The 21,940-nt window shown below is 72.0% G+C and carries 19 protein-coding genes and 1 riboswitch; of the genes, 12 read left to right on the top strand and 7 right to left on the bottom strand.

Going from position 1 to position 21,940, the window contains the following annotated elements; translation table 11 throughout:
* Window positions 1-5: 5 nt before the first annotated feature.
* A complete protein-coding gene (gene sucD, locus ABD709_RS09730; RefSeq protein WP_344774763.1) occupies window positions 6-902 on the top strand; it encodes a succinate--CoA ligase subunit alpha in 897 nt (298 codons plus the stop codon).
* Between the two features lie 54 nt (window positions 903-956).
* Here the strand turns inward: sucD and ABD709_RS09735 are convergent, their stop codons facing one another.
* From ABD709_RS09735 to ABD709_RS09745, 3 genes are all read right to left on the bottom strand, one after another.
* On the bottom strand, window positions 957-2,816 hold the full coding sequence (locus tag ABD709_RS09735; RefSeq protein ID WP_344774764.1) for a hypothetical protein: 1,860 nt from the start codon (window positions 2,814-2,816) through the stop codon (window positions 957-959).
* The gene (locus ABD709_RS09740; RefSeq protein WP_344774766.1) at window positions 2,809-3,315 is read right to left on the bottom strand and encodes an RNA polymerase sigma factor; all 507 of its coding nucleotides are present in this window, start codon (window positions 3,313-3,315) and stop codon (window positions 2,809-2,811) included. Before ABD709_RS09740 ends, ABD709_RS09735 begins: the two co-directional genes overlap by 8 nt.
* 111 nt (window positions 3,316-3,426) lie before the next feature.
* A complete protein-coding gene (locus ABD709_RS09745; protein ID WP_344774768.1) occupies window positions 3,427-5,319 on the bottom strand; it encodes an RNA polymerase sigma factor in 1,893 nt (630 codons plus the stop codon).
* Between the two features lie 89 nt (window positions 5,320-5,408).
* Between ABD709_RS09745 and ABD709_RS09750 the strand changes: the two genes are divergently transcribed.
* From ABD709_RS09750 to ABD709_RS09770, 5 genes are all read left to right on the top strand, one after another.
* Complete coding sequence (locus ABD709_RS09750) at window positions 5,409-6,698, top strand: cell division protein PerM (RefSeq protein WP_344774770.1); 1,290 nt, start codon at window positions 5,409-5,411, stop codon at window positions 6,696-6,698.
* A 20-nt stretch (window positions 6,699-6,718) separates the two neighbouring features.
* Complete coding sequence (gene purN, locus ABD709_RS09755; RefSeq protein WP_344774772.1) at window positions 6,719-7,336, top strand: phosphoribosylglycinamide formyltransferase; 618 nt, start codon at window positions 6,719-6,721, stop codon at window positions 7,334-7,336.
* Between the two features lie 13 nt (window positions 7,337-7,349).
* Window positions 7,350-7,438: riboswitch (ZMP/ZTP riboswitch) on the top strand.
* A gap of 35 nt (window positions 7,439-7,473) precedes the next feature.
* Window positions 7,474-9,069, top strand: coding sequence for a bifunctional phosphoribosylaminoimidazolecarboxamide formyltransferase/IMP cyclohydrolase (gene purH / locus ABD709_RS09760; RefSeq protein ID WP_344774774.1), 1,596 nt, complete (start codon window positions 7,474-7,476; stop codon window positions 9,067-9,069).
* A gap of 8 nt (window positions 9,070-9,077) precedes the next feature.
* Window positions 9,078-9,938 (top strand): bifunctional methylenetetrahydrofolate dehydrogenase/methenyltetrahydrofolate cyclohydrolase, encoded by an 861-nt coding sequence (locus tag ABD709_RS09765; RefSeq protein WP_344774776.1) that lies wholly within the window; start codon window positions 9,078-9,080, stop codon window positions 9,936-9,938.
* 4 nt (window positions 9,939-9,942) lie between these two features.
* Window positions 9,943-10,311: a DUF3017 domain-containing protein gene (locus tag ABD709_RS09770; RefSeq protein ID WP_344774778.1), complete on the top strand. Its 369-nt coding sequence runs from the start codon at window positions 9,943-9,945 to the stop codon at window positions 10,309-10,311.
* Window positions 10,312-10,412: 101 nt separating this feature from the next.
* Here ABD709_RS09770 and ABD709_RS09775 read toward each other — a convergent pair whose 3' ends face one another.
* Entirely contained in the window at window positions 10,413-11,399 is a 987-nt protein-coding gene (locus ABD709_RS09775) for a malate dehydrogenase (protein WP_344774780.1), read from the bottom strand.
* 119 nt (window positions 11,400-11,518) lie between these two features.
* Here ABD709_RS09775 and ABD709_RS09780 point away from each other — a divergent pair, with 119 nt between their 5' ends.
* A complete protein-coding gene (locus ABD709_RS09780; RefSeq protein ID WP_344774782.1) occupies window positions 11,519-12,190 on the top strand; it encodes a hypothetical protein in 672 nt (223 codons plus the stop codon).
* Window position 12,191: 1 nt separating this feature from the next.
* On the opposite strand, the gene ABD709_RS09785 is transcribed toward ABD709_RS09780, so the two are convergent.
* Window positions 12,192-13,217: an MIP/aquaporin family protein gene (locus ABD709_RS09785; RefSeq protein ID WP_344774784.1), complete on the bottom strand. Its 1,026-nt coding sequence runs from the start codon at window positions 13,215-13,217 to the stop codon at window positions 12,192-12,194.
* 210 nt (window positions 13,218-13,427) lie between these two features.
* On the opposite strand from ABD709_RS09785, the gene ABD709_RS09790 reads away from it, so the two are divergent.
* Genes ABD709_RS09790 through ABD709_RS09800 form a run of 3 tightly spaced genes read left to right on the top strand, consistent with a single transcriptional unit; the run spans window position 13,428 to window position 17,204 of the window.
* Window positions 13,428-15,626 (top strand): NADP-dependent isocitrate dehydrogenase, encoded by a 2,199-nt coding sequence (locus ABD709_RS09790; protein WP_344774786.1) that lies wholly within the window; start codon window positions 13,428-13,430, stop codon window positions 15,624-15,626.
* Between the two features lie 10 nt (window positions 15,627-15,636).
* Window positions 15,637-16,521 carry an alpha/beta hydrolase gene (locus ABD709_RS09795; protein ID WP_344774788.1) on the top strand — a complete coding sequence of 295 codons (885 nt, stop codon included), beginning with the start codon at window positions 15,637-15,639 and terminating at the stop codon, window positions 16,519-16,521.
* A 5-nt stretch (window positions 16,522-16,526) separates the two neighbouring features.
* Entirely contained in the window at window positions 16,527-17,204 is a 678-nt protein-coding gene (locus ABD709_RS09800; RefSeq protein ID WP_344774790.1) for a DNA alkylation repair protein, read from the top strand.
* Between the two features lie 6 nt (window positions 17,205-17,210).
* Here the strand turns inward: ABD709_RS09800 and trhA are convergent, their stop codons facing one another.
* Together trhA and ABD709_RS09810 are read right to left on the bottom strand one after the other, a co-directional pair.
* Window positions 17,211-17,951, bottom strand: coding sequence for a PAQR family membrane homeostasis protein TrhA (gene trhA, locus ABD709_RS09805; protein ID WP_344774792.1), 741 nt, complete (start codon window positions 17,949-17,951; stop codon window positions 17,211-17,213).
* A gap of 106 nt (window positions 17,952-18,057) precedes the next feature.
* The gene (locus tag ABD709_RS09810; protein ID WP_344774794.1) at window positions 18,058-19,539 is read right to left on the bottom strand and encodes an AIM24 family protein; all 1,482 of its coding nucleotides are present in this window, start codon (window positions 19,537-19,539) and stop codon (window positions 18,058-18,060) included.
* A 167-nt stretch (window positions 19,540-19,706) separates the two neighbouring features.
* Between ABD709_RS09810 and ABD709_RS09815 the strand changes: the two genes are divergently transcribed.
* Together ABD709_RS09815 and pstC are read left to right on the top strand one after the other, a co-directional pair.
* Window positions 19,707-20,480, top strand: coding sequence for an isoprenyl transferase (locus ABD709_RS09815; protein WP_344774796.1), 774 nt, complete (start codon window positions 19,707-19,709; stop codon window positions 20,478-20,480).
* Between the two features lie 191 nt (window positions 20,481-20,671).
* Complete coding sequence (gene pstC, locus ABD709_RS09820) at window positions 20,672-21,670, top strand: phosphate ABC transporter permease subunit PstC (protein ID WP_344774798.1); 999 nt, start codon at window positions 20,672-20,674, stop codon at window positions 21,668-21,670.
* The last annotated feature ends 270 nt before the right edge of the window (window positions 21,671-21,940 follow it).

The following is a 21,940-nucleotide window of genomic DNA, read 5'->3' on the forward strand; positions in this document are numbered from 1 at the left end:
GAGACATGAGCATCTACCTCAACAAGGACAGCAAGATCATCGTCCAGGGCATCACCGGCGGCATGGGTGCCAAGCACACCGCGCTGATGCTCGACTCGGGCGCGACCATCGTGGGCGGCGTGAACGCCCGCAAGGCCGGCACGACCGTCACCCACCAGGACCACCAGGGCAACGACGTCGAGCTCCCGGTCTTCGGCACCGTCGCGGAGGCGATGAAGGAGACCGGCGCCAACGTGTCGGTCCTCTTCGTCCCGCCGGCGTTCACCAAGGACGCCTGCATCGAGGCGATCGACGCCGAGATGCCGCTGATCGTCGTCATCACCGAGGGTGTTCCGGTCCAGGACACCGCCGAGGTGTGGTCCTACCTGCAGGGCAAGTCCACGCGGATGATCGGCCCGAACTGCCCGGGCATCATCACGCCGGAGGAGTCCCTGGCCGGCATCACCCCGCACACCATCGCGGGCAAGGGCCCGGTCGGCCTGGTGTCCAAGTCGGGCACGCTGACCTACCAGATGATGTACGAGCTGCGGGACTTCGGCTTCTCGACCGCCATCGGCATCGGCGGCGACCCGATCGTCGGCACCACCCACATCGACGCGCTCGAGGCCTTCGAGAAGGACCCCGACACCAAGGCGATCGTGATGATCGGCGAGATCGGCGGCGACGCCGAGGAACGCGCGGCGGCGTACATCAAGGAGAACGTGACCAAGCCGGTCGTCGGCTACGTCGCGGGCTTCACCGCCCCGGAGGGCAAGACCATGGGCCACGCCGGCGCCATCGTCTCGGGCTCGGCCGGCACCGCCCAGGCGAAGAAGGAGGCCCTCGAGGCCGTCGGCGTGAAGGTCGGCAAGACGCCGTCCGAGACCGCCGAGCTGATGCGGGAGATCCTCAAGGGTCTCTAGTCGTGTGCCGAAGGCCCGCCCCCGCTCGTCGCGGGGGCGGGCCTTCGCGTTCCCTCAGTCGAAGCAGGTCTGGCGGTGGGCGACGATCGCGAGCTGGCTCACCTGGTGATCGGCCTGGACGTCGAACAGGTACCAGTTGCCGTTGTCGAGAGTCTCGCTGAAGATGCCGTCGCTGCCGCTGAGATCGGGGTACGCCGCGCGCAGCTCGTCGAGCGTCGAGCCGATCCCGATGCCCTCCGGTGTCAGCATCCCGGGCCGGGCGAAGATCGACTCCAGCCCGTTCTTCGCGGTGATGTAGCCGTCGGTGCTGTTCGCGCGAGGTGCATAACCGGCGAGCGTGAAGTGCCGGCAGCCGAAGTCGGTGCCGGTGACCGTGAGGCCACCCGTCGCGACCGCCTCCTGCTCGGACATCCCGATCGTCAGGTCGCCGTAGCCGTCCGGGCCGAGCGGCACCTCGGTGGACACCGAGTCGCTGCCACCGCTGCAGCCGTCCGCCGTGAACACGCACAGGTGGGTGGCGATGTTCTTGGTGATGTCGGTGCGGACGCTCGCGACGTGGTCGGCGTCGTCCACGCTGTACTCACCGTAGATCGACGTCAGCAGGACGGCGTTGCCCACCCGGGTCGCCTGGTACACCGTCAGGCAGGGCGGTCCACCGGCCGGGCACGCGGTGCTGAAGGTGACCGAGTCGTAGCCGGTGTCGACGTCGTGGGTCGTCACGACCTGGCCGTTGCTGTGGGCGCAGCCCTGGAGGCCGTCGCGGATCGACTGCACGGCTGCCACGGCGTCGTCCACGCTACCGAAGGTCAGCAGGTCGCGGTCGTCGCTGTACTCGGGCCCGGTCGCCCAGGTCGACAGGGCATCGACGTGGGCGGGCGGCCACAGGTCTGTGCCGCAGAGGGTGAGCGGCTCGAAGTCGGACGGTTGCAGGTGCTCCGGCGCCTGGTAGTCACCGTCGCTGCCCATGTCGACCAGGTCGAGGTCGATCGGGATGTCGTCGGGGATCGTGGTCGTCACGCCGGGGTCGGCCTGCGGAGGGCTGCTGGTCCCGGCGGTCGGCGGCGCCGTCGTCGTCCCTGGGCCGCTCCCGGTCACCAGGCGCTGGGCGGCCACCGGGATCATCTGGTCCATCTCCTCGGTCACGTAGTCCTGGCCGGCGTACGCAAGGGTCAGCACCGCGATCCGGTCGCCCGACACGACCAGCCCGGTCTCGAGCACGTGCGTGTAACCGCCACCCTGCGGGTCCTGCTCGTCGTCGAAGCGGGCGGCGAAGTACTGCGCGCTGCCGTCCGCGGGGATCGCCACGTCGGTGGTCGCGCCGGCCTGGAGCTCATAGTCCGGGAAGGTCGACGCCAGCTGCGTGCACGCGGGCATCGCGCCGGCGATGGCGTCGTAAGCGGCCTGCGCGGCGCGCGCATCGGCGAAGCTCGCGACCGACTCCTGGAGCGAGTCCTGGCCGTTGAGGCGCTCGGCCGCCTTGGTGGTGCTCTTCAGGCTCCACTCGCGGTTGAGGACGTCGGTCGCGCCCAGGCTGGTCAGCGGCTTCGGGGCGCACGGGTGGAACGGGGCCTGGCCGTCGCCGGAGAACGTGCCGCTGGTCAGCCAGGACGAGTTGAAGCCGTCCGCCCGGGTCTCCTCGTCGGCCAGCAGGTTGTCCGCGGACAGCGCGCTCGTCCCGGAGGTCCCACCCGTGGCCGGGCCGACCGGCGGATCGGCGTCGTCCCCGCCGCTCGCGAACGCGAACACCGGGACGGCAACGGCCACGACGGCCGCGGCGCTGCCCGCGGCGACGAGGGCGTGCCGGCGCCGGCGGATGGTGTCTCCGCGGCGGCGCGCGTCCGCGGCGGTCCTCGGCATGATCTCCCCCTCGAACGAGGACGCGAAGCCGCTCAGGCGGTCGATCGGGTCAGACATGGGAAACGCCTCCCTGCAGGCCGTTGTCGTCCGCGAGGAGCGCGGCCAGCGCGGTGCGGCCGCGGCTGAGCCGGGCCTTGATGGTTCCTTCGGGTACGCCGACCTCGGCCGCGACCTGGTGGACGGGCAGGTCGGCGATGTGGTGGAGCACCAGCGCCTGGCGCTGGGCCTCCGGGATCTTCTCGAGAGCGGCGATCAGGGCGACGTAGGACTCGTCGACCGCCGGTGCGTGGAGCGGCGCCGAGAGGGCCCGGTCGGCCGGGCGGGACGCGACCTTGCGTCGCCGCCACCGGCTGATCGCGAGCCGGTGCGCGGTCGTGCGCACCCACGCCTCCGGGTACTCCGCCCGCTCGAGCCTGCGCCGGTGCGCCCATGCCCTCGCGAAGGCCTCCTGCACGCAGTCGGTCGCCTCGTCGAGGTCGCCGATCATCGCGTAGACCTGTGCGGTCACCCGGCGGAACGAGGCGGCGTAGAACTGGTCGAATTCTGACTCGTCCACGCGTCCGTCCCCCTTTCGTTCCCGAGACCACCCCTGCTGGGTGGTTGCATGAGGGATACGCCCGACCAGGCTTCCTGGTTGCGCGACGGACCGAACGGAATTCCGGCCCGCTCAGTGCGAGCGGTAGGACGGCATCGTCGCCAGCCGCTCGAGCGCGCGCTGCGCGAGCGCGACGAACGCGTCGGCAGGCATCGGGGCATCCTTCGCGGCGACGTAGGTCAGCTGGGACACGGCCCCGTGGTCGCGCAGGATCGCGACGTCGTACTCGATCGTCTTGTCCTTGGTGACCCGCGTGACGAGGTGCCACGCGGTCAGGCTCTGGTCGCCGTGGTCCCAGCCCGCGAGGCGGGTGACGTCGGTGCCGGCGCCGGCGTCCTCGTCGGGGCACTTCGCGACCTGGTCGCGCACCTGGGTGACGAGGTCGGCGGCGGGTGCCGGTGGCAACGAGGCGACGGTCTGGGTGAGCCCCACCTCCGGCGGCAGGTCGGCGTCCGGCAGCACCCAGTCGCGGACCAGGGCGTGCTTGAACTCCTTGCCGCGGAACGAGCCGACGAACGCGATGGAGCTGCAGCCGATCATCGCGGTGCTCGTGCTGCCCGGCGTGATCTCGCGGGCGTCGGGCGCCGCCCACTGGGTCGGCTCGGTGCCGATCGGCGGCAGGTCGAGCTCGCTCAGCATCGCCGGAACGGCACCCGCCGGGTAGGCCGGCGCCGCCTCGACCTTCGCCGGCGAGGCCGCGCACTTGCCGCCGTCGGGCAGGTCGCACAGCCGCTCGACCGCGGTTCCGAGCAGGTTGGCGACCCCGTCGAGGTCGACGTGCCCGGGCACGACGTCGGTCTGGAACGTCAGGGCGGTGGTGAACAGGCCGGTGCGGGCCACGCCGACGACGTACGTCGTCCGGGTCGGCTGCTCCCGGAGCACGAACAGCGCCGCCTCGTCGCCCGTGGTGGGGCTGGTGGAGGTGCTGATCAGCTGCGTCTGCGGGACCGTGCAACCGGAGAACCAGCGGCGCTGGTTGAGATAGGCCTTCCGTGCGGCGGCGGGGGAGACGGACGCCTCGGCGCTCTGGGTCAGCGCTCGGGTGGCGTCCTTGCGGCTCCCGTCGCGGAAGACCCGCACCCAGGCCGCCGAGCCGTGCGCGTCGGCATACCGCTCCTTCGGGTCCTGGCAGAAGTGCACCACCGGGCTGCCGGTCGAGTTGTCGTCGGTGCGCTCGATCCGCCACGCGCGGCTCGGCAACCCGGCGCGTACGGCCTCCTCCGGCAGCAGGCTGGTGTCGGGCAGCTTGATCTGCGGATCGGCCACCAGGGGCCCGCCCGTCGGGCCGGGGGGCAGGTCGCGGGCGAGGGTCGGGTGCACGCCGGCCGAGTCGGTGACGGCCGCGCCGCTGCCGGCGAGGACGGCCGCGGCGACGACCGCGCCGACGACGGTGTGCGCGCGGCGCCGGGCCGCGCCGGCCCGGCGGATGATCGTGACCCGCGGCCAGGTGACCGGCCCGGTCGCCTGGCCGAGCTCGGCGAACAGCACCGGGATCGACGCGGCGGGGATCCCCCGCGCGGTCGAGAACGCCGAGGCGGCCAGCTGGAGCTCGCGCTCCGCGGCCTCCTGGGTGACGCCGATCTCGCGGGCCACCTCCGGCATCGACACCGCGGCCAGCTGGGTCAGCACCAGCACCTTGCGCTGGACGACGGTGAGCGACGCCAGGGCGTCCAGGGTCGCCCGCGCCTGCGGGTCGAGGTTCTTCTCGCGGTGCCAGGGCCGCACCGTGGCACGGCGAGCGGCGTTGCGCAGCGCCTGGGGACGTACGGCGTTCTCCGCGGACTCGAGCCGCACCAGCTTCCGCCAGTGGTGCCACGCCACGACGAAGGCGTCGCGCACCGCGCTCCGCGAGGCCCCGAGGTCGCCGGTCATGGCATAGGTCTGGAGCAGCAGCCGGTCCCGGGACTCGCGGTAGAACTGGTCGAACCGGGCGTCGCGATCCAAGGCGGGCACGGCGTCGTTCATGGCGGCCCCACGGTACATCCGGCAGGCCCGAGGGCCGTCCTCGGCGTGCCTGCCCCGGCGGCGCCGCCTCAACGGTGATGCTGGATTCCATGACGTCGCTGCTGTCTCCGAGCACGCGCCGGGGGAGCCGCGAGCGGACCGACGCGGACGTCCGTCGCGACCTCAGCACCCGCCGCCCGCTGGTGCCCACGGCCACCCTCGGGGGTGCGCTGGCCGCCGGCGGCCCGCTGCTCTTCGCGCTGGCGGTCGCCGTGGTCGGCTGGTTCCTGACCGACGGCGGTGGCGAGGGCAGCCCGGGCGGGTCGCTGCGTGTCGGCTCGTTGTTCTGGCTGGCCGCGCACGGCTCCGGCGTCACCGCCGAGGGCGTCCGGCTGACCGCCGTACCGCTGGGGCTCACGCTGCTGTGTGCCTGGTCCGCGTGGCGGGTCGGCCACCGGGTGGGCGAGGCCGTCTCCGGGCACGGCCCGGACGCGGACCGGATCGCCGACGGCGAGCGGGACTGGACCGTCCCGCTGACCGCGCTCCTGTTCACCGTCGGCTACGTCGTGGTCGCGGTGGTCGTGGGCGCGATGGCGGCCACCCCCTCGACGCAGCCAGGCACCGCGCGGGTCGTGTTCTTCTCGGTCCTCGTGGCCGGTGGCGCGGGTCTCCCCGCGATCGCGCGGGGGAGCGGCCGGGCCGCGATCTGGGTCCCGACGCTGTCCAGCTCGATCCGCGCCGGAGCGACGACGGCACGCCGGATCCTCCTCGTCTGGTTCGCGCTGTCGACCCTGGTGCTGCTGGTGGCCTTCGCGCTCGACTTCTCGACCGCAGCGAACGTCGTCGAGCAGCTGCACGCCGACGCGGGCGACACCGCGCTGATGACGCTCCTCACCCTGCTCGTGCTCCCGAACGCGCTGCTGTTCACCGGCTCCTACCTGCTCGGGCCGGGCTTCGCGGTCGGGTCGGGCACCGTCGTCTCCCCTGCGCAGGTCGTGCTCGGCCCGCTGCCGATGTTCCCGCTGCTCGCGGCGCTGCCGGACGCCGGCCCGACCCCGGGCTGGGCGATCCTCGTCGTGGGTTCGCCGGTGCTCGTCGCCGGCGCCGTCGCCGCGCTCGCCCAGCGGTCCGGCCCGGTGCGATGGGACCAGGCGGCGCTGCGCGGCTGCGGCGGAGGCCTCGTCGCGGGCGTCGCGCTCGGCGCGATGACCCTGTTCGCCGGCGGCGCGGTCGGGCCGGGGCGGATGCGGGACATCGGCCCGTCCGCGTTCGACGTGCTGCTGCACTCGGTGACCGGGTTCGGCGTCGGTGGCCTCCTGGGCGCGCTCGCCATGGTCGGCTGGCAGCAGCGCGGTGACCTGCTCGCGCGGATCGTGCCCGCACGGTTCCGGCGCGGCTGACTGCCCTAGACTCCGGCGCCGTGTCCGACTCGCCCGCGCGCCTCGTCGTCCTCGTCTCGGGGAGCGGCACCAACCTCCAGGCGCTGCTGGACGCCTGCGCCGAGCCGACGTACGGCGCCCGCGTGGTCGCGGTGGGAGCGGACCGCGACGGCATCGAGGGCCTGGCGCGCGCCGAGCGTGCCGGCGTACCGACGTTCGTCGTCCGGCTCGAGGACTACACCTCCCGGGAGCACTGGGACCGGGCGCTGGCCGACAAGGTCGGCGCCTTCGAGCCCGACCTGGTCGTCTCGGCCGGGTTCATGAAGCTGCTCGGCGAGGCGTTCCTCGATCGGTTCGGCGGACGGACGCTGAACACCCACCCGGCCCTGTCGCCGTCGTTCCCGGGCGTCCGGGGGCCCGCGGACGCGCTGGAGTACGGCGTGAAGGTCACCGGCGCCACCCTGTTCGTCGTGGACGCCGGCGTCGACACCGGCGCGATCGTCGCTCAGACCGTGGTGCCGGTGGAGGACGACGACACCGTGGAGACCCTGCACGAGCGGATCAAGGTCGCCGAGCGCGTCATGCTCGTCGACAGCGTCGGCCGGATCGCCCGCGACGGCATGACCGTCGACGGCCGCCGGGTTCGCCTCGGCGGCTGACTCCTCGGTAGAGTCGGCCCCACACGACTGGCGCGGGTGGGGGACCACCGGGGAGTGCCCTGAATGGGACAGAGTTCGGCATCGACCGCCTGGGTGCCCTCATCAACAGTGACCGACACGATGAGGAGAACCCTCCTGTGACCGACCAGATCCATGGCGCCGGGGATCGCATCCCGATCAAGCGCGCACTCGTCTCCGTCTTCGACAAGACCGGTCTCGACGACCTGGTCCGCGGGCTGCACGAGGCCGGCGTCGAGCTGGTGTCGACCGGCGGCTCGGCCGCCCTCATCGAGTCGCTCGGCCTGCCGGTGACGCGGGTCGAGGACCTCACCGGTTTCCCGGAGTGCCTCGACGGGCGGGTCAAGACCCTGCACCCGCGCGTGCACGCCGGCATCCTGGCCGACCGTCGGCTGCCCGAGCACGTGCAGCAGCTCGAGGAGCTCGAGGTCGCGCCGTTCGACCTCGTCGTCGTGAACCTCTACCCGTTCCTCGCGACGGTCGCCTCCGGCGCGGGCGTCCAGGACTGCATCGAGAAGATCGACATCGGCGGCCCGTCGATGGTCCGCGCCGCGGCGAAGAACCACGCCTCGGTCGCGATCGTCACCGACGGGGCCGACTACCCGCGTGCCCTGGAGGCCGCGAAGGCAGGTGGCTTCACCCTGGCCGAGCGGGAGCAGCTCGCCGCGAAGGCCTTCGTGCACACGGCGACCTACGACGTCCAGGTCGCCTCGTGGATGGGCAACGTGCTGACCGACACCTCCGCAGGCACCGGGTTCCCGGCCTGGATCGGCGCCACGTGGGACAAGGCCGCCGTGCTGCGGTACGGCGAGAACCCGCATCAGCCCGCCGCGCTCTACCGCCACTGGCGCGGCGGCCTCGCAGCCGCCGAGCAGCTGCACGGCAAGGAGATGTCCTACAACAACTACGTCGACACCGACGCGGCCCGCCGGGCGGCGTACGACTTCGACGGCCCGGCCGTCGCGATCATCAAGCACGCCAACCCCTGCGGCGTCGCCGTCGGCACCGACATCGCCGAGGCCCACCGCCGCGCCCACGCCTGCGACCCGGTCTCCGCGTTCGGGGGTGTGATCGCGGCGAACCGGCCGGTGTCGGTCGAGATGGCGCAGCAGGTGTCCGAGGTGTTCACCGAGGTGATCGTCGCGCCGGCGTACGACGACGGCGCCGTTGAGATCCTGCAGGGCAAGAAGAACATCCGGGTGCTGCTCTGCCCGCCCGACGAGCACCCCGACCCGGTCGAGTTCCGGCCGATCTCCGGCGGCATCCTCATGCAGCACCGCGACCGGTTCCAGGCGGAGGGCGACGACCCGGCGAGCTGGACGCTCGCGACCGGCGAGGCCGCGGACGAGCGGACGCTCGCCGACCTGGCGTTCGCCTGGCGCGCCGTACGCGCGGCCAAGTCCAACGCCATCCTGCTCGCCGCCGACGGCGCCTCGGTCGGCATCGGGATGGGCCAGGTGAACCGGGTCGACTCCTGCAAGCTCGCCGTCGAGCGGGCCAACAGCCTGGCCGAGGGCGAGGAGCGCGCCCGCGGCTCCGTCGCCGCCTCCGACGCGTTCTTCCCGTTCTCCGACGGCGCCCAGGTCCTGATCGACGCCGGCGTGAAGGCGATCGTCCAGCCGGGCGGCTCGGTCCGCGACGAGGAGACGATCGAGGCGTGCAAGGCTGCGGGCGTCACGATGTACTTCACCGGCACCCGGCACTTCGCGCACTGAGGGGAACGATGACCGCACAGAAGCTGGACGGCACGGCGACCGCGGCCGCCATCAAGGACGAGCTGCGCGAGCGGGTGGCCAAGCTGAGGGAGCAGGGCGTGACGCCCGGCCTCGGCACGGTTCTCGTGGGCGACGACCCGGGCTCGCGGTGGTACGTCAACGGCAAGCACAAGGACTGCGCCGAGGTCGGGATCGCCTCGATCCGGGTCGATCTTCCGGAGACCGCGTCGCAGGAGGAGATCGAGCAGGCGGTCGCAGCCCTCAACGCCGACCCGGCGTGCACCGGCTACATCGTCCAGCTCCCGCTGCCGAAGGGCCGCGACGAGCTGCGGGTGCTCGGGATGATCGACCCCGCCAAGGACGCGGACGGGCTGCACCCGACGAACCTGGGCTGGCTGGTCCTCGGGCACGAGGCGCCGCTGCCCTGCACGCCGTACGGCATCGTCGAGCTGCTGCGCCGCCACGGGGTGGGCATCGCGGGAGCGAACGTCGCGGTCGTCGGCCGGGGCATCACCGTCGGCCGCCCGCTCGGGCTGCTGCTGACCCGGCGCTCGGAGAACGCGACCGTGACGCTGTGCCACACCGGGACGCGTGACCTGGCCGCCCACGTCCGGCAGGCCGACATCGTCGTCGCGGCGGCCGGGGTGCCCGGCATCGTCACGGGCGACATGGTCAAGCCCGGCGCCGCCGTGCTCGACGTCGGGGTGTCCCGCGTCGACGGCAAGCTGGCGGGCGACGTCGCGCCGGACGTGTGGGAGACCGCAGGCTGGGTCTCGCCGAACCCCGGCGGGGTCGGCCCGATGACCCGGGCGATGCTGCTGGCCAACGTCGTGTCGATGGCCGAGAAGGCCGCGGGCGAAGCACACTGAGGTCGTGACCCTCATCGACGACCACACCGGCGAGGCGGCCGAGGAGCAGCCGGAGGAGCAGCCCGTGGAGGCCGCTCAGCCCCCGGCGGACGAGCCCCGACGGCACCCGTCGACCATCGGCGGGGCGCTCTACCTCGGGGTCCTCGCCGCGATGGCGACCGGTCTCGGCGTGGTCTGGCTCGACGACTGGCGCACGGGCGTCCGCATCCTCGCCGGCGCCCTCGCCGCCGCGGCGCTCTTCCGGCTCGTGCTGCCCCAGCGCGACGCCGGCATGCTCGCGGTGCGCAACCGGTTCCTCGACGTCGCCGTGGTGGGCGTCGTCGCGGTCGTACTGTTCCTCCTCGCCGCGAGCATCCCCAACCAGCCCGTCTAGCGCCGAGCCGGCAGGAACTCGGGCAAAAACACGCCGAGTCGGCTCAAGCTTGAGCCGACTCGGCGGTGAGTCGGCTCAAGCTTGAGCCGACTCGGCGAGGATCAGATGAGGCCGAGGTCGGTGACGGCCTGCTTCTCGTCGGCGAGCTCGGCGACGGAGGCGTCGATCCGGCCGCGGGAGAAGTCGTCGATGTCGAGGCCCTGGACGATGGTCCAGTCGCCGTTCGACGTGGTCACCGGGAACGAGGAGACCAGGCCCTCGGGGACGTCGTAGGAGCCGTCGGAGACGACCGCCATCGAGACCCAGTCGCCCTCGGGGGTGCCGTAGAGCCAGTCGCGGGCGGCGTCGCAGGTCGCGGAGGCGGCCGAGGCGGCGGAGGAGGCGCCGCGGGCGTCGATGATCGCCGCGCCGCGCTTGGCGACGGTCGGGATGAAGTAGCTCTCCAGCCACTCCTGGTCGCCCACGGCCTCGGCGGCGTTCTTGCCGGAGACCTCGGCGTGGAACAGGTCGGGGTACTGCGTCGCCGAGTGGTTGCCCCAGATCGTCATCTTCTTGATCTCGGTCACCGGCGCGCCGGTCTTGGCGGCGAGCTGGGAGATCGCGCGGTTGTGGTCCAGGCGGGTGAGGGCGGAGAACCGCTCCTGGGGGATGTCCGGCGCGTTGCTCATCGCGATCAGCGCGTTGGTGTTGGCCGGGTTTCCGGTGACACCGATGCGTACGTCGTCCGCGGCCACCTCGTTGAGCGCCTTGCCCTGGGCCGTGAAGATCGCGCCGTTGGCCTCGAGCAGGTCGCCGCGCTCCATGCCTGGGCCGCGCGGCCGGGCGCCGACGAGCAGGGCCAGGTTGACGCCCTCGAAGATCTTCGTCGGGTCGGCGCCGATCTCCACGCCCGCGAGGTTCGGGAACGCGCAGTCGTCGAGCTCCATCACGACGCCCTCGAGCGCCTTGAGGGCGGGCTCGATCTCGAGCAGCCGCAGCTCGACGGGGCGGTCACCGGCGATCGCACCGCTGGCGATGCGGAAGAGCAGGCTGTAGCCGATCTGGCCGGCGGCGCCGGTGACGGCGACCTTGAGGGGCGTGTCGCTCACGAGGACTCCTTCGTTGGGTGCGTCTGTCGCGGTGAGGCTGGAAGCCAGGGTGCTGGTGACGCTAGCAGCGCCTGCGCGCCGGGTCGTACCTGGGCCGGGACGTGGTGCAGGATGCGCCAGTGCGCAGTGGACTGGTGGTGCTGGCGGGGGTGCTGGCGTTGACCGCGGGGTGCGGGGACGCGGCAAAGGACAGCCCGCCGACCGGCGTCGATGGGCTGCAGATCCCGACTCCCAGCCCGGACCCGGACGACTTCGTGGCCGACGTCGACAACCCGTGGCTGGCGCTGGAGCCCGGTGCGACGTGGCGGTACACCGTCACCGGCGCCGGGCGGATCACGGCGGCGCGGATCTCGGTCTCCGACGGTCCCGAGCACGACGGGATCCGTACGACGGACCTGGCGCGCACCACGCTGGACGACAAGGACCGTCAGGTCGACCGCGTCGTCGACCACCTGGCCCAGGACCGGGACGGCAACGTGTGGTGGCTCGGCCGCGGCAGCGAGTGGTTCGACGCGGCGGGCCTGTACCTGCCGGCCGAGCCGCGGGTCGGCGACGGCTACCTGATGGCGGACCTTCCCGACGGGGAGGTGCACGCGATGGTCAGGTCCGTCGACGCGTCCGCCTCGGTGCCCGCGGGGGACTACGAGACCCTCGACATCGACGTGGTCGGCGCTCAGGCGGCCGACCTGCTGGTGTCCTTCGCCAAGGGCACCGGCCTGGTCGCCACGGCGACCGCGGACGGCTCGGTGGAGTGGGGGCTCGTCGCGGTCGACGAGCCCCCCTCCTCCTGACCTACTGGGGCGGGCGCACCTGGGTCTGGCCGCTCGGGTCGCCGGGGTCGGCCTGGACCGGGGGAGCCCAGCCCTGGGCGCTCGGCTGCGGGGGCACCGCCGGCTGCTGCTGGGCGGGGATCCACTGCTGGGTGGCGGGGTCCCACTGCCAGCCGTCCTGGATGATCGGCTGCTCGGGCGCCTGCTGCGCGTACGCCTGCTGGTTCCACTGCTGCTCGAACGCGTTCGGCGCGCCGAGACCCGGTACGGCGACCGCGGGCTGGGCGGCGCGGAAGGCCAGGCCGGAGCCTGCGACCGGCTCCTTGCCACGGCCGAACACCAGCGGGTACACGAAGCCGGACACGACCGCGCCGACGAGCGGGGCCAGGATGAAAAGCCACAGCTGCAGGATGTGGTCGCCGTCGAAGGTGAAGATGCCGGGACCGATCGAGCGGGCCGGGTTCACCGAGGTGCCGGTCGCCGGGATCGCGACGAAGTGGATCGCCGAGAGCGTCAGGCCGATGACGAGGGGCGCGAACGCCGTCGTGTCGTTGCGCTCGTCGGTGACCGCGAGGATCACCATCACGAACACCGCGGTGAGCACGAGCTCGAGCAGGAACGCCGCCCACCAGGCGAAGCCGTTGCCGTTGGTGTCGCCGAAGGAGTTGGCTCCGATCCCGTCCACGCTGGACTTGTAGCCGTCGAAGCCGTGGAGCACGATCCACAGCGCCAGCGCGCCGACCAGGCCGCCGACGACCTGCGCCGCGGCGTAGAGCGCCGCCTCGAGCCACGGGATCCGGCCGGCGAGCGCGGCGCCGAGGGAGACGGCGGGGTTGAAGTGTCCGCCGGAGACCCGGCCGAACGCGTAGGCCATCATCACGATGGCCAGGCCGAACGCGAGACCGGTGGCGACGATGTCGACACCCGTGTAGACGGCGGCGCCGCAGCCGATGAACACCAGCACGAACGTGCCGATGAGCTCGGCCGCGAGCTTCTGGGCGGTGGTGGGGGGCGCGACCGGGGTCGCGTCTGCTGCAACTTCTGTCATGGCAGTCGTATCTCCTCGGATCGGTTCCCGAAAACCTCTCTCCCCCTCCACACTCCGGGGGAGCCGCGCGGGACAGCCAGCACTCTAGCCACCTCGGTGGCTGCCGCGTTTGCCGCGCGCCGGTCACGGTGCAACGCTGTGGCGACCGGCCGAGACCGGTGAGATATCTTGATGTCAAGCAACCTCTCGTCCCAGGAGTGACGCCGGAACATGGCCACCGAGTCCAGCATCATCTACACCCACACCGACGAGGCGCCGCTGCTGGCGACGTACTCCTTCCTGCCGATCGTCGAGGCCTACGCCGCCAAGGCGGGCGTCAGCGTCCAGACCCGCGACATCTCCGTCGCAGCGCGGATCCTCGCGCAGTTCGGGCTGGCCGACGACGCGCTCGCCGAGCTCGGCGCGCTGGCCAAGACGCCGGCGGCGAACATCATCAAGCTGCCCAACATCTCCGCCTCCATCCCGCAGCTCAAGGCCGCGATCAAGGAGCTGCAGGAGAAGGGGTACGACCTTCCGGACTACCCCGAGAACCCGACCACGGACGAGGAGCGCGAGGCCCGCGCCCGCTACGACAAGGTCAAGGGCTCCGCCGTCAACCCGGTGCTGCGCGAGGGCAACTCCGACCGCCGCGCGCCGGCGTCGGTGAAGAACTACGCGAAGAAGCACCCGCACAAGAACAAGCCGTTCGCGGACGGGTCGAAGACCACCGTCGCCACCATGGGCGACCACGACTTCAAGTCCAACGAGAAGTCCGTGACCATCGAGGCCGACGACCTCCTGCGGATCGTGCTCGAGACCGAGGGCGGCGAGGAGATCGTCCTCAAGGACGGGCTCAACGTGCTCGCCGGCGAGATCATCGACGCGACCCGGATGGACGCTGCTGCTCTGCACGGATTCCTCGCGAACGCGCTCGCGAAGGCGAAGTCCGACGACGTCCTGTTCTCGGTGCACCTCAAGGCCACGATGATGAAGGTCTCCGACCCGATCATCTTCGGCCACGTCGTGAAGGCCTACTTCAAGGACGTCTTCGCGCAGTACGGCGACGACCTCGAGGCGGCCGGCCTCTCCGCGAACGACGGCCTCGGGTCGATCCTCCCGGGCCTGGACGCGCTCGACAACGGCGCCGAGATCAAGGCCGCCTTCGAGGCCGCGATGGCCGACGGGCCGCGGCTGTCCTACGTGAACTCCGACAAGGGCATCACCAACCTGCACGTGCCGTCCGACGTCATCGTCGACGCGTCGATGCCGGCGCTGATCCGCAACGGCGGCCGCCTCTGGGGCTCCGACGGAAGCGAGGACGACACCCTCGCCGTGATCCCGGACTCCTCCTACGCCGGCGTCTACCAGGCCGTCATCGACGACGTGAAGGCGAACGGCCCGCTCGACCCCGCCACGATCGGCAGCGTCCCCAACGTGGGCCTGATGGCGCAGGCGGCCGAGGAGTACGGCTCCCACGACAAGACCTTCGAGATCGAGACCGCCGGCACGGTCCGGATCGTCAACGCCGCCGGCGACGTGCTCATCGAGCACGACGTCGAGGCCGGGGACATCTGGCGCGCCTGCCAGACCAAGGACGTCCCGGTCCGCGACTGGGTCAAGCTCGCCGTCACCCGCGCCCGGGCCAGTGGCTCCCCGGCGATCTTCTGGCTCGACGAGACCCGTGCCCACGACGCGGAGATCATCAAGAAGGTCAACGCCTACCTGCCCGAGCACGACACCGACGGCCTGGATATCCAGATCCTCGCGCCGACGCTGGCCTGCGCCTACTCGCTGGAGCGCATGCGCAAGGGCGAGGACACCATCTCGGTGACCGGCAACGTGCTCCGCGACTACAACACCGACCTCTTCCCGATCCTCGAGCTCGGCACGTCGGCGAAGATGCTCTCGGTCGTGCCGCTCATCGCGGGCGGCGGCCTGTTCGAGACCGGCGCCGGCGGCTCGGCTCCCAAGCACGTCCAGCAGCTGGTCGAGGAGGACTACCTGCGCTGGGACAGCCTCGGCGAGTTCTTCGCGCTCGTCCCCTCGCTGGAGAAGTACGCCGAGCAGGGCGGCGTCGCCGCGGCGAAGGTGCTGGCCGATGCGCTGGACCGCGCCACCGGCACCTTCCTCGACGAGGACCGCTCGCCGGGCCGCAAGCTCGGGACCACCGACAACCGTGGGTCGCACTTCTACCTCGCGCTCTACTGGGCCGAGGAGCTGGCGAAGCAGACCGACGACGCCGAGCTCGCCGCGGCGTTCGCGCCGCTCGCCACGACGCTGCGCGAGAACGAGGAGACGATCGCCGAGGAGCTGATCGCCGTACAGGGCAAGCCGGCCGACATCGGCGGCTACTACCTTCCCGACCCGGAGAAGGCTTCCGACGTGATGCGCCCGAGCAAGACGCTCAACGAGGCGATCGCCTCGTTCTGACGAGCTCGGCGTGATCTCTCGACGAGGGGTCCTGGTGGGCATCGGCGGTGCCGGCGCGCTGGCCGCCGGCGCCGCGATCGGTGTCCAGACGGAGGTCCTGCCCGGCCGATCCTGGGCCTACCACCGCCTGGGGATCGACGGCGCGGACGGCACGGTCCCCGACGTGACGCCGGGCCCGACCGAGAGCGGCAGCTTCACGTCGGAGCACCGGCTCGGCCAGGAGGTCGGCTGGACGATCGCGCGACCGCCGGCCGAGCACGCCAGGCTTCCCGTCGCGATCGTGCTGCACGGCCGTGGCGACGACCACGCGTCCGCCTTCGACCACGACTACCTCGCGCTGGACATGTTCCTCGCGGCGGCGGTGGCCGACGGGACCCCGCCGTTCGCGCTGGCGAGCATCGACGGGGGCGACACCTACTGGCACCCGCGCGAGAGCGGGGAGGACGCAGCGGCGATGGTGGTCGACGAGTTCCTGCCGCTGCTCCTCGGCCGGCACGACCTCGACCTCGGCAGGCTGGGACTTCTGGGCTGGTCGATGGGCGGCTTCGGCGCTCTCTACATCGGCGCGGCGCCTCCCGCCCAGGTCCGCGCCATCGGCGCGATGAGCCCCGCGCTCTGGCACGAGTACGCCGACACCGCGCCCGGGGCCTTCGACGACGAGACGGACTTCGAGCGGACGACTCCGTTCGGCGACCAGGACGACCTGGCCCGCACCGCCGTCCGGATCGACTGCGGTGAGGGCGACCCGTTCTACGACGCGGTCAAGGACTACCGCGCCGGTTTCGCCGAGGAACCCGCTGGGGGCCTCGCGCTCGGCGACCACGACATCGGCTACTGGCGTCGGATCGCACCCGGGCAGGTCGCGTTCCTCGGGCACGCCCTCGCCGGCGGGTGAACCGGATGGCCGGGGACCTGGTGGGGGCCTTGCGCGCCGCGCTGCGCGCGGCTGCGGACCCGTCGCTCGCGCCCGGGCAGCAGGCGTACATGAAGTCGGCCATGCCGTTCCTCGGGGTGCGTGTCCCCGAGGTGCGACGGCTGGCTCGGCGCGTCGTGCGCGACCTCGGGGTCACGGACGGGGCCGTGCTGGCCGCCGCGGCCACCGAGCTGTGGGACGGAGCCACGCACCGGGAGGAGCGGTACGCCGCCACAGCCCTCCTCGCGCTCCCGCCCCTGCGCGCCGACGCGGCGATGGTCCCGCTCTACGAGCACATGGCCCGCACGGGCGCCTGGTGGGACCACGTCGACGAGCTCGCGCACCGGCTCGCCGAGCAGCACGACGCGCACCCCGAGGCGACCGCCGCGCTGGCCGTGCGCTGGTCCACCGACCCGTTCCTCTGGATGCGCAGGCTGGCGATCCTCAGCCAGCTGGGTCGCAAGGACCGGCTCGACCTCGACCTGCTCTCGCGGCTGATCGAGCCGAACCGCGCCGACCCCGAGTTCTTCGTCCGCAAGGCGATCGGCTGGGCTCTGCGCGAGGCGTCGTACGTCGACCCCGCTTGGGTGCGGACCTACGTCGCGAGCCACGAGCTCAGCCCGCTGAGCCGACGCGAGGCGCTCCGGCGCATCGACCGGGGCTGAGCCCCCTCAGCGCAGCGAGTACGTCGCCAGCGAGACCCCGACGTAGTGGGACACGAAGGCCAGGATCGTGAAGACGTGGAAGACCTCGTGGAACCCGAAGTACCGCGGCGAGGGGTCCGGCCACTGCAGGCCGTAGACCAGGCCCCCGAAGGTGTAGAGCGCCCCGCCGACGCAGATGAGCACGAAGGTCGCGATCCCGATGCCGAGGCCGAGCGCGAGCGCGCCGTGGAAGAACGCCGGGATGAAGAAGATCGCCGCCCAGCCCAGCGCGATGTAGATCGGCGCCGAGAGCCAGCGCGGCGCGGACGGCCAGAAGAGCTTGAAGGCGACTCCGGAGATCGCCCCGGTCCACACCACCGACAGCAGCACCACCCGGGGCAGGCCGTCGAGGAGGATCAGTGCAAATGGGGTGTAGGACCCGGCGATCAGCAGGAAGATGTTGGAGTGGTCGAACCGGTTGAGGATCAGCCACACCTTCGGTGACCAGGTGCCGCGGTGGTAGAGCGCGGAGACCCCGAAGAGGAGGATCGCGCTCCCGGCGTAGAGCGCCGAGCCGATCTTGGTCGTCGCGGTGGGGGACAGGCAGATCAGGACGATCCCCGCGGCGAGGATCAGCGGGGCCGAGACAAGGTGGATCCAGCCCCGCAGCTTGGGCTTGACGTCCCGGATCACCTCGCGGACCTGCTCGCCGACGTGCTCGATGCCGGAGCGGACGGTCTCGTTCGCCTGGTGCATCGGGTCGGTCATGCCGCCAAGTTACCGGGCGCACCGAGTCGGCCCGTCTCTGCATGCCCTTCGCGGTCAGTCGGCTCATCTCTGCGCCGTGGGTGCAGAGATGAGCCGACTCGGCGCATCAGTGGGTGTGCGGGGGGACCTCCGCGCCCTCGGACGGCTGGACGATCACGAACCCGGCGCCGTTGAAGGCGACCTGGAACGCCTCGCCCGAGCCGCGGCCGATCAGCGCGCCGGCGGTGAAGCTGGACTTGATGCTGGTCTGCAGGTTGATCGACCAGGCGACGATCGCGTTGGTGTCGGCGAAGGTCGGCGCCTCGGCGGCGTTGAGCACGACCGGGTCGCCGTCCGTGGTGATGGCCACCCAGCCGGTGCCGCGCAGGGTGGTGTTGAACAGTCCGCCGGCCGCGATGCTGCCGCCCTTGACCCGCTCGATGTTCCAGTCGAGCGCGGCCGAGAACGCCAGCACGTTGTCGCCGTTGATCGACAGGCCGCTGTTGTTCAGGTGCAGGATGTGCACGTTGTCGGCAGCGTGGGCGAGGAAGACGTCGCCCTGGCCCTCGACGCGCATCAGCTTCAGGCCCTCGCCGGTGAGCGCCTTCTTCAGGAACTTCGCGGCGCCGCCGCCCTGGAAGTTGAAGTTGACGTTGCCCTGGTAGGCGACCATCGCGCCGTTGCGGGCCATGAACGGCTCGACGACGCGCACCTTGAGCAGCTTGGCGTTCTGCAGGGACGGGCCGGGGGTGTCGGCGACCTCGCCGAACCGGCCGTCGACCAGGTCACCGGAGATTCCCTGGAACGCGTCGCCGGGGACGGCCGCGGCGGCCGGCGGCTGGGCGGCGTACGGCGACGGCGCCTGGCCGTAGCCGGGCTGCGCGGCCGGCTGCTCGGGCTGCGCCTGGTAGGCGGCGGGGCCCGGGTCGTAGGCCGGCGGCGCCTGGCCGAAGTCGGGCTGGGCGGCGGGCTCGGGATCGTAGACGGGCGGCTCGGCCGCCGGCTGCTCGGCGGCGGGCTGCGCCTCCTGGGCGTCCGGGGCCTCGGTCTGGGCCGGGACCATCATCGTCGGGGCGAGCGGCGGCTCGGAGGACATCGGCTCGGACACCGGCTCGGACACCGGCTCGTCAGTGGCGGGCTGCTGCTCGCCCATCGACTCCTCGGTCATCACCGGGTCCGGCGTCGCCTCGTCGGCGGGCATCGGGTCGGTGAGCGGGTCGTGCGGGTGGGCGACCATCGTCCGGTCGAGCGCCGCGTCGTCGGTCGGCGACGGCTCCTCGGCGGGCGCGGAGATCCACTGGTCGCTGGGCGCCGGCTCGGTGTCGGCCCCGGTCGGCCGGTCGGACGCGGGCTGCGGCGAGCCCACCCCGAGCTGCGTGACCGGCTCGTACTGCGAAGGCTGCGCCTGCTGGGCGGACTGGTCCTGCTGGCCGTACTGGTCCTGCTGGCCGTACTGGACCTGCTGCTCCTGCTGGGGCTCGGCAGGCGGCTGCAGCGGCGAGGACGACACGACGCCGCCGTCGGAGACGTGCTCGGTCCACTGGGATCCGTCCCAGTAGCGGAGCTCGTGTCGTCCGGTCGGGTCCGGGTGCCATGCGGCGGCGGTCATCGTCGTACCTCTTTCCTTGCCCAGGTTCAGCGGGGGTCATCGGGGTCATCGGGGTCATCGGGACCGAGGGCCCCCAGGGGGCACATCGTCGCAGCCAGCGACAACCCGAGGGAAGCACCCCGGCCGAGTCCGCCGTGCCGCGAGCCCCGACTGGTTAACATTCGAGCGTGGCGGACTGGAAGCGCGGCGTGCGGCGGGTGCTCTACCCCGCGTACGAGGCGCGGATGCTCCGCCGGATGCCGGGCAACCTCCCCAAGCACGTCGGCGTGATGCTCGACGGCAACCGACGCTGGGCGCGGGCGGTCGGTCGCGACACGGCGCACGGCCACCGCGCGGGAGCCGCCAACATCGAGCCGCTGCTCACCTGGTGCGACGAGGTCGGGATCGAGGTGGTCACCCTCTGGCTGCTCTCGACCGACAACCTCAACCGCCAGCAGCCCGAGGTCGAGGCGCTGCTCGAGATCATCGTCGACGCCGTCGACTCGCTCGCCGACACCCGGCGCTGGCGGATCAACCCGGTCGGCGCCCTCGACCTGCTGCCCGCCGAGGTCGCGGAGCGGCTCAAGGCCGCCGCCGAGCGCACCAGCGACGTCGGCGGGATGCTCGTCAACGTGGCGGTGGGGTACGGCGGCCGCCGCGAGATCGCGGACGCCGTACGGTCGCTGCTCATCGAGCACGCCGGCAAGGGCACCTCGCTCGAGGAGCTCGCCCAGATCATCGACGTCGAGCACATCGCCGACCACCTCTACACGAAGGGCCAGCCGGACCCCGACCTGGTCATCAGGACGTCGGGCGAGCAGCGGTTGGGTGGCTTCCTGCTGTGGCAGAGCGCCAAGTCGGAGTTCTACTTCTGCGAGGCCTACTGGCCGGACTTCCGACGGGTCGACTTCCTCCGCGCGATCCGGGCGTACGCCCTGCGCGAGCGTCGGCACGGCGTCTGACCCGCTCGAGCTGGTCCAGACCGATCACCGCCTGACTCGCAGTTCGACGTTCCCTCGTCGTTCACCTCGCGCACCCCGGCGCTTCCCGTGACCCCCGGATAGTGCTGCTCGGCCGGGCTATTCCTGCCCGGTCCAGTTCGTGTCGCGCTCGGGCGGCAGCAGCAGGGGGACAACGAGTGACGACGCTGCCAGTGGTTGATCCGAGCGCGCCCGAAGCGGCTCCGCGGCGGATCTCCCGACGGGCGACCGGTGGGGACGCTGTGTTCGTCAACGTCGTGCGCACGATCGGTGCGTCGGTGCTCGTCATCACCGGCGGGGTGGGCGTCTTCCTCGCGTGGCAGGCGGTGCCGACGATCCATCGCTACGGCCTGGGATTCTTCACCGGAGAGCGGTGGGAGCCGGACCAGGACGTCATCGGCATCGCCGGTGTCCTCGTGGGGACGGTCTCGATCGCCCTGGTGGCGATGACGTTCGCGTTCCCGCTGTCGCTGCTGACCGCGCTGTACATCAGCGAGTACGCACCTGCCCGGATCAAGGGCCTGCTCGTCTCGATGGTCGACCTGATGGCCGCGATCCCGTCGATCGTCTGGGGCCTGTGGGGCTTCTTCCTGATCATGCCCCACGCCTCCGCCCTCGCGTACTGGCTGCAACGCCACTTCGGGTGGGTGCCGTTCTTCCAAGTGCGCAACACCGATCCGCATTCGCCGGTGTGGGACTCCACCCGTTACGTCTCGAGCGCGTTCTGCGCCGGCATCGCCGTCGCGATGATGGTGCTCCCGATGGGGTGTGCCGTGATGCGGCAGGTCTTCTCGCAGACCCCGCCGGGGGAGCGGGAGGCAGCGCTCGCGCTCGGGGCGACCAAGTGGGGTGTCATCCGGTCCGTCGTGCTGCCGTTCGGCCGTGGCGGCATCATCGGCGGCACCATGCTCGGCCTGGGCCGCGCGCTCGGCGAGACGATCGCCGTCGTCCTGATCATCTCGCCGGCGTTCCAGGTCAAGTGGAACATCCTCGAGATCGGCGCCAACTCGGTGAGCGCGCTGATCGCGATCCAGTTCGGTGACGCCTCGCCCTCCCAGCTCTCCGCTCTGCTGGCCGCCGGCTTCGTGCTGTTCATGATCACGCTGGCCGTCAACACGCTCGCAGCGGTGGTCGTCAACCGCAGCCGTAGCGGCGCGGACGCGGACGCCTGACATGAGTGCCGAGACCCTGCCGCCGCCCGTGACCGGGACCCCGCGCCTCGAGACGGCCGAGCCGCGGACCTTCCTGCCGGTCCGCGACGACTCGGCCCCACCGCCCCGGCCGCGTACGACGCTCGGCGCGCCGAACGCCGACGACGTCTTCGTCCGGCTCGGCGCCTGGGTGTCCGCGCTCGGGCTGAGCTGGCTGATCACCCAGCGCTTCCTGCCGATGCGCGGGTTGCCGTGGTTCGTCATCGTCCTGTTCGTCACCGGTGTGCTGAT

Origin of the sequence: Nocardioides panacisoli, from assembly GCF_039537325.1 — a bacterium.
Taxonomy (GTDB): domain Bacteria; phylum Actinomycetota; class Actinomycetes; order Propionibacteriales; family Nocardioidaceae; genus Nocardioides; species Nocardioides panacisoli.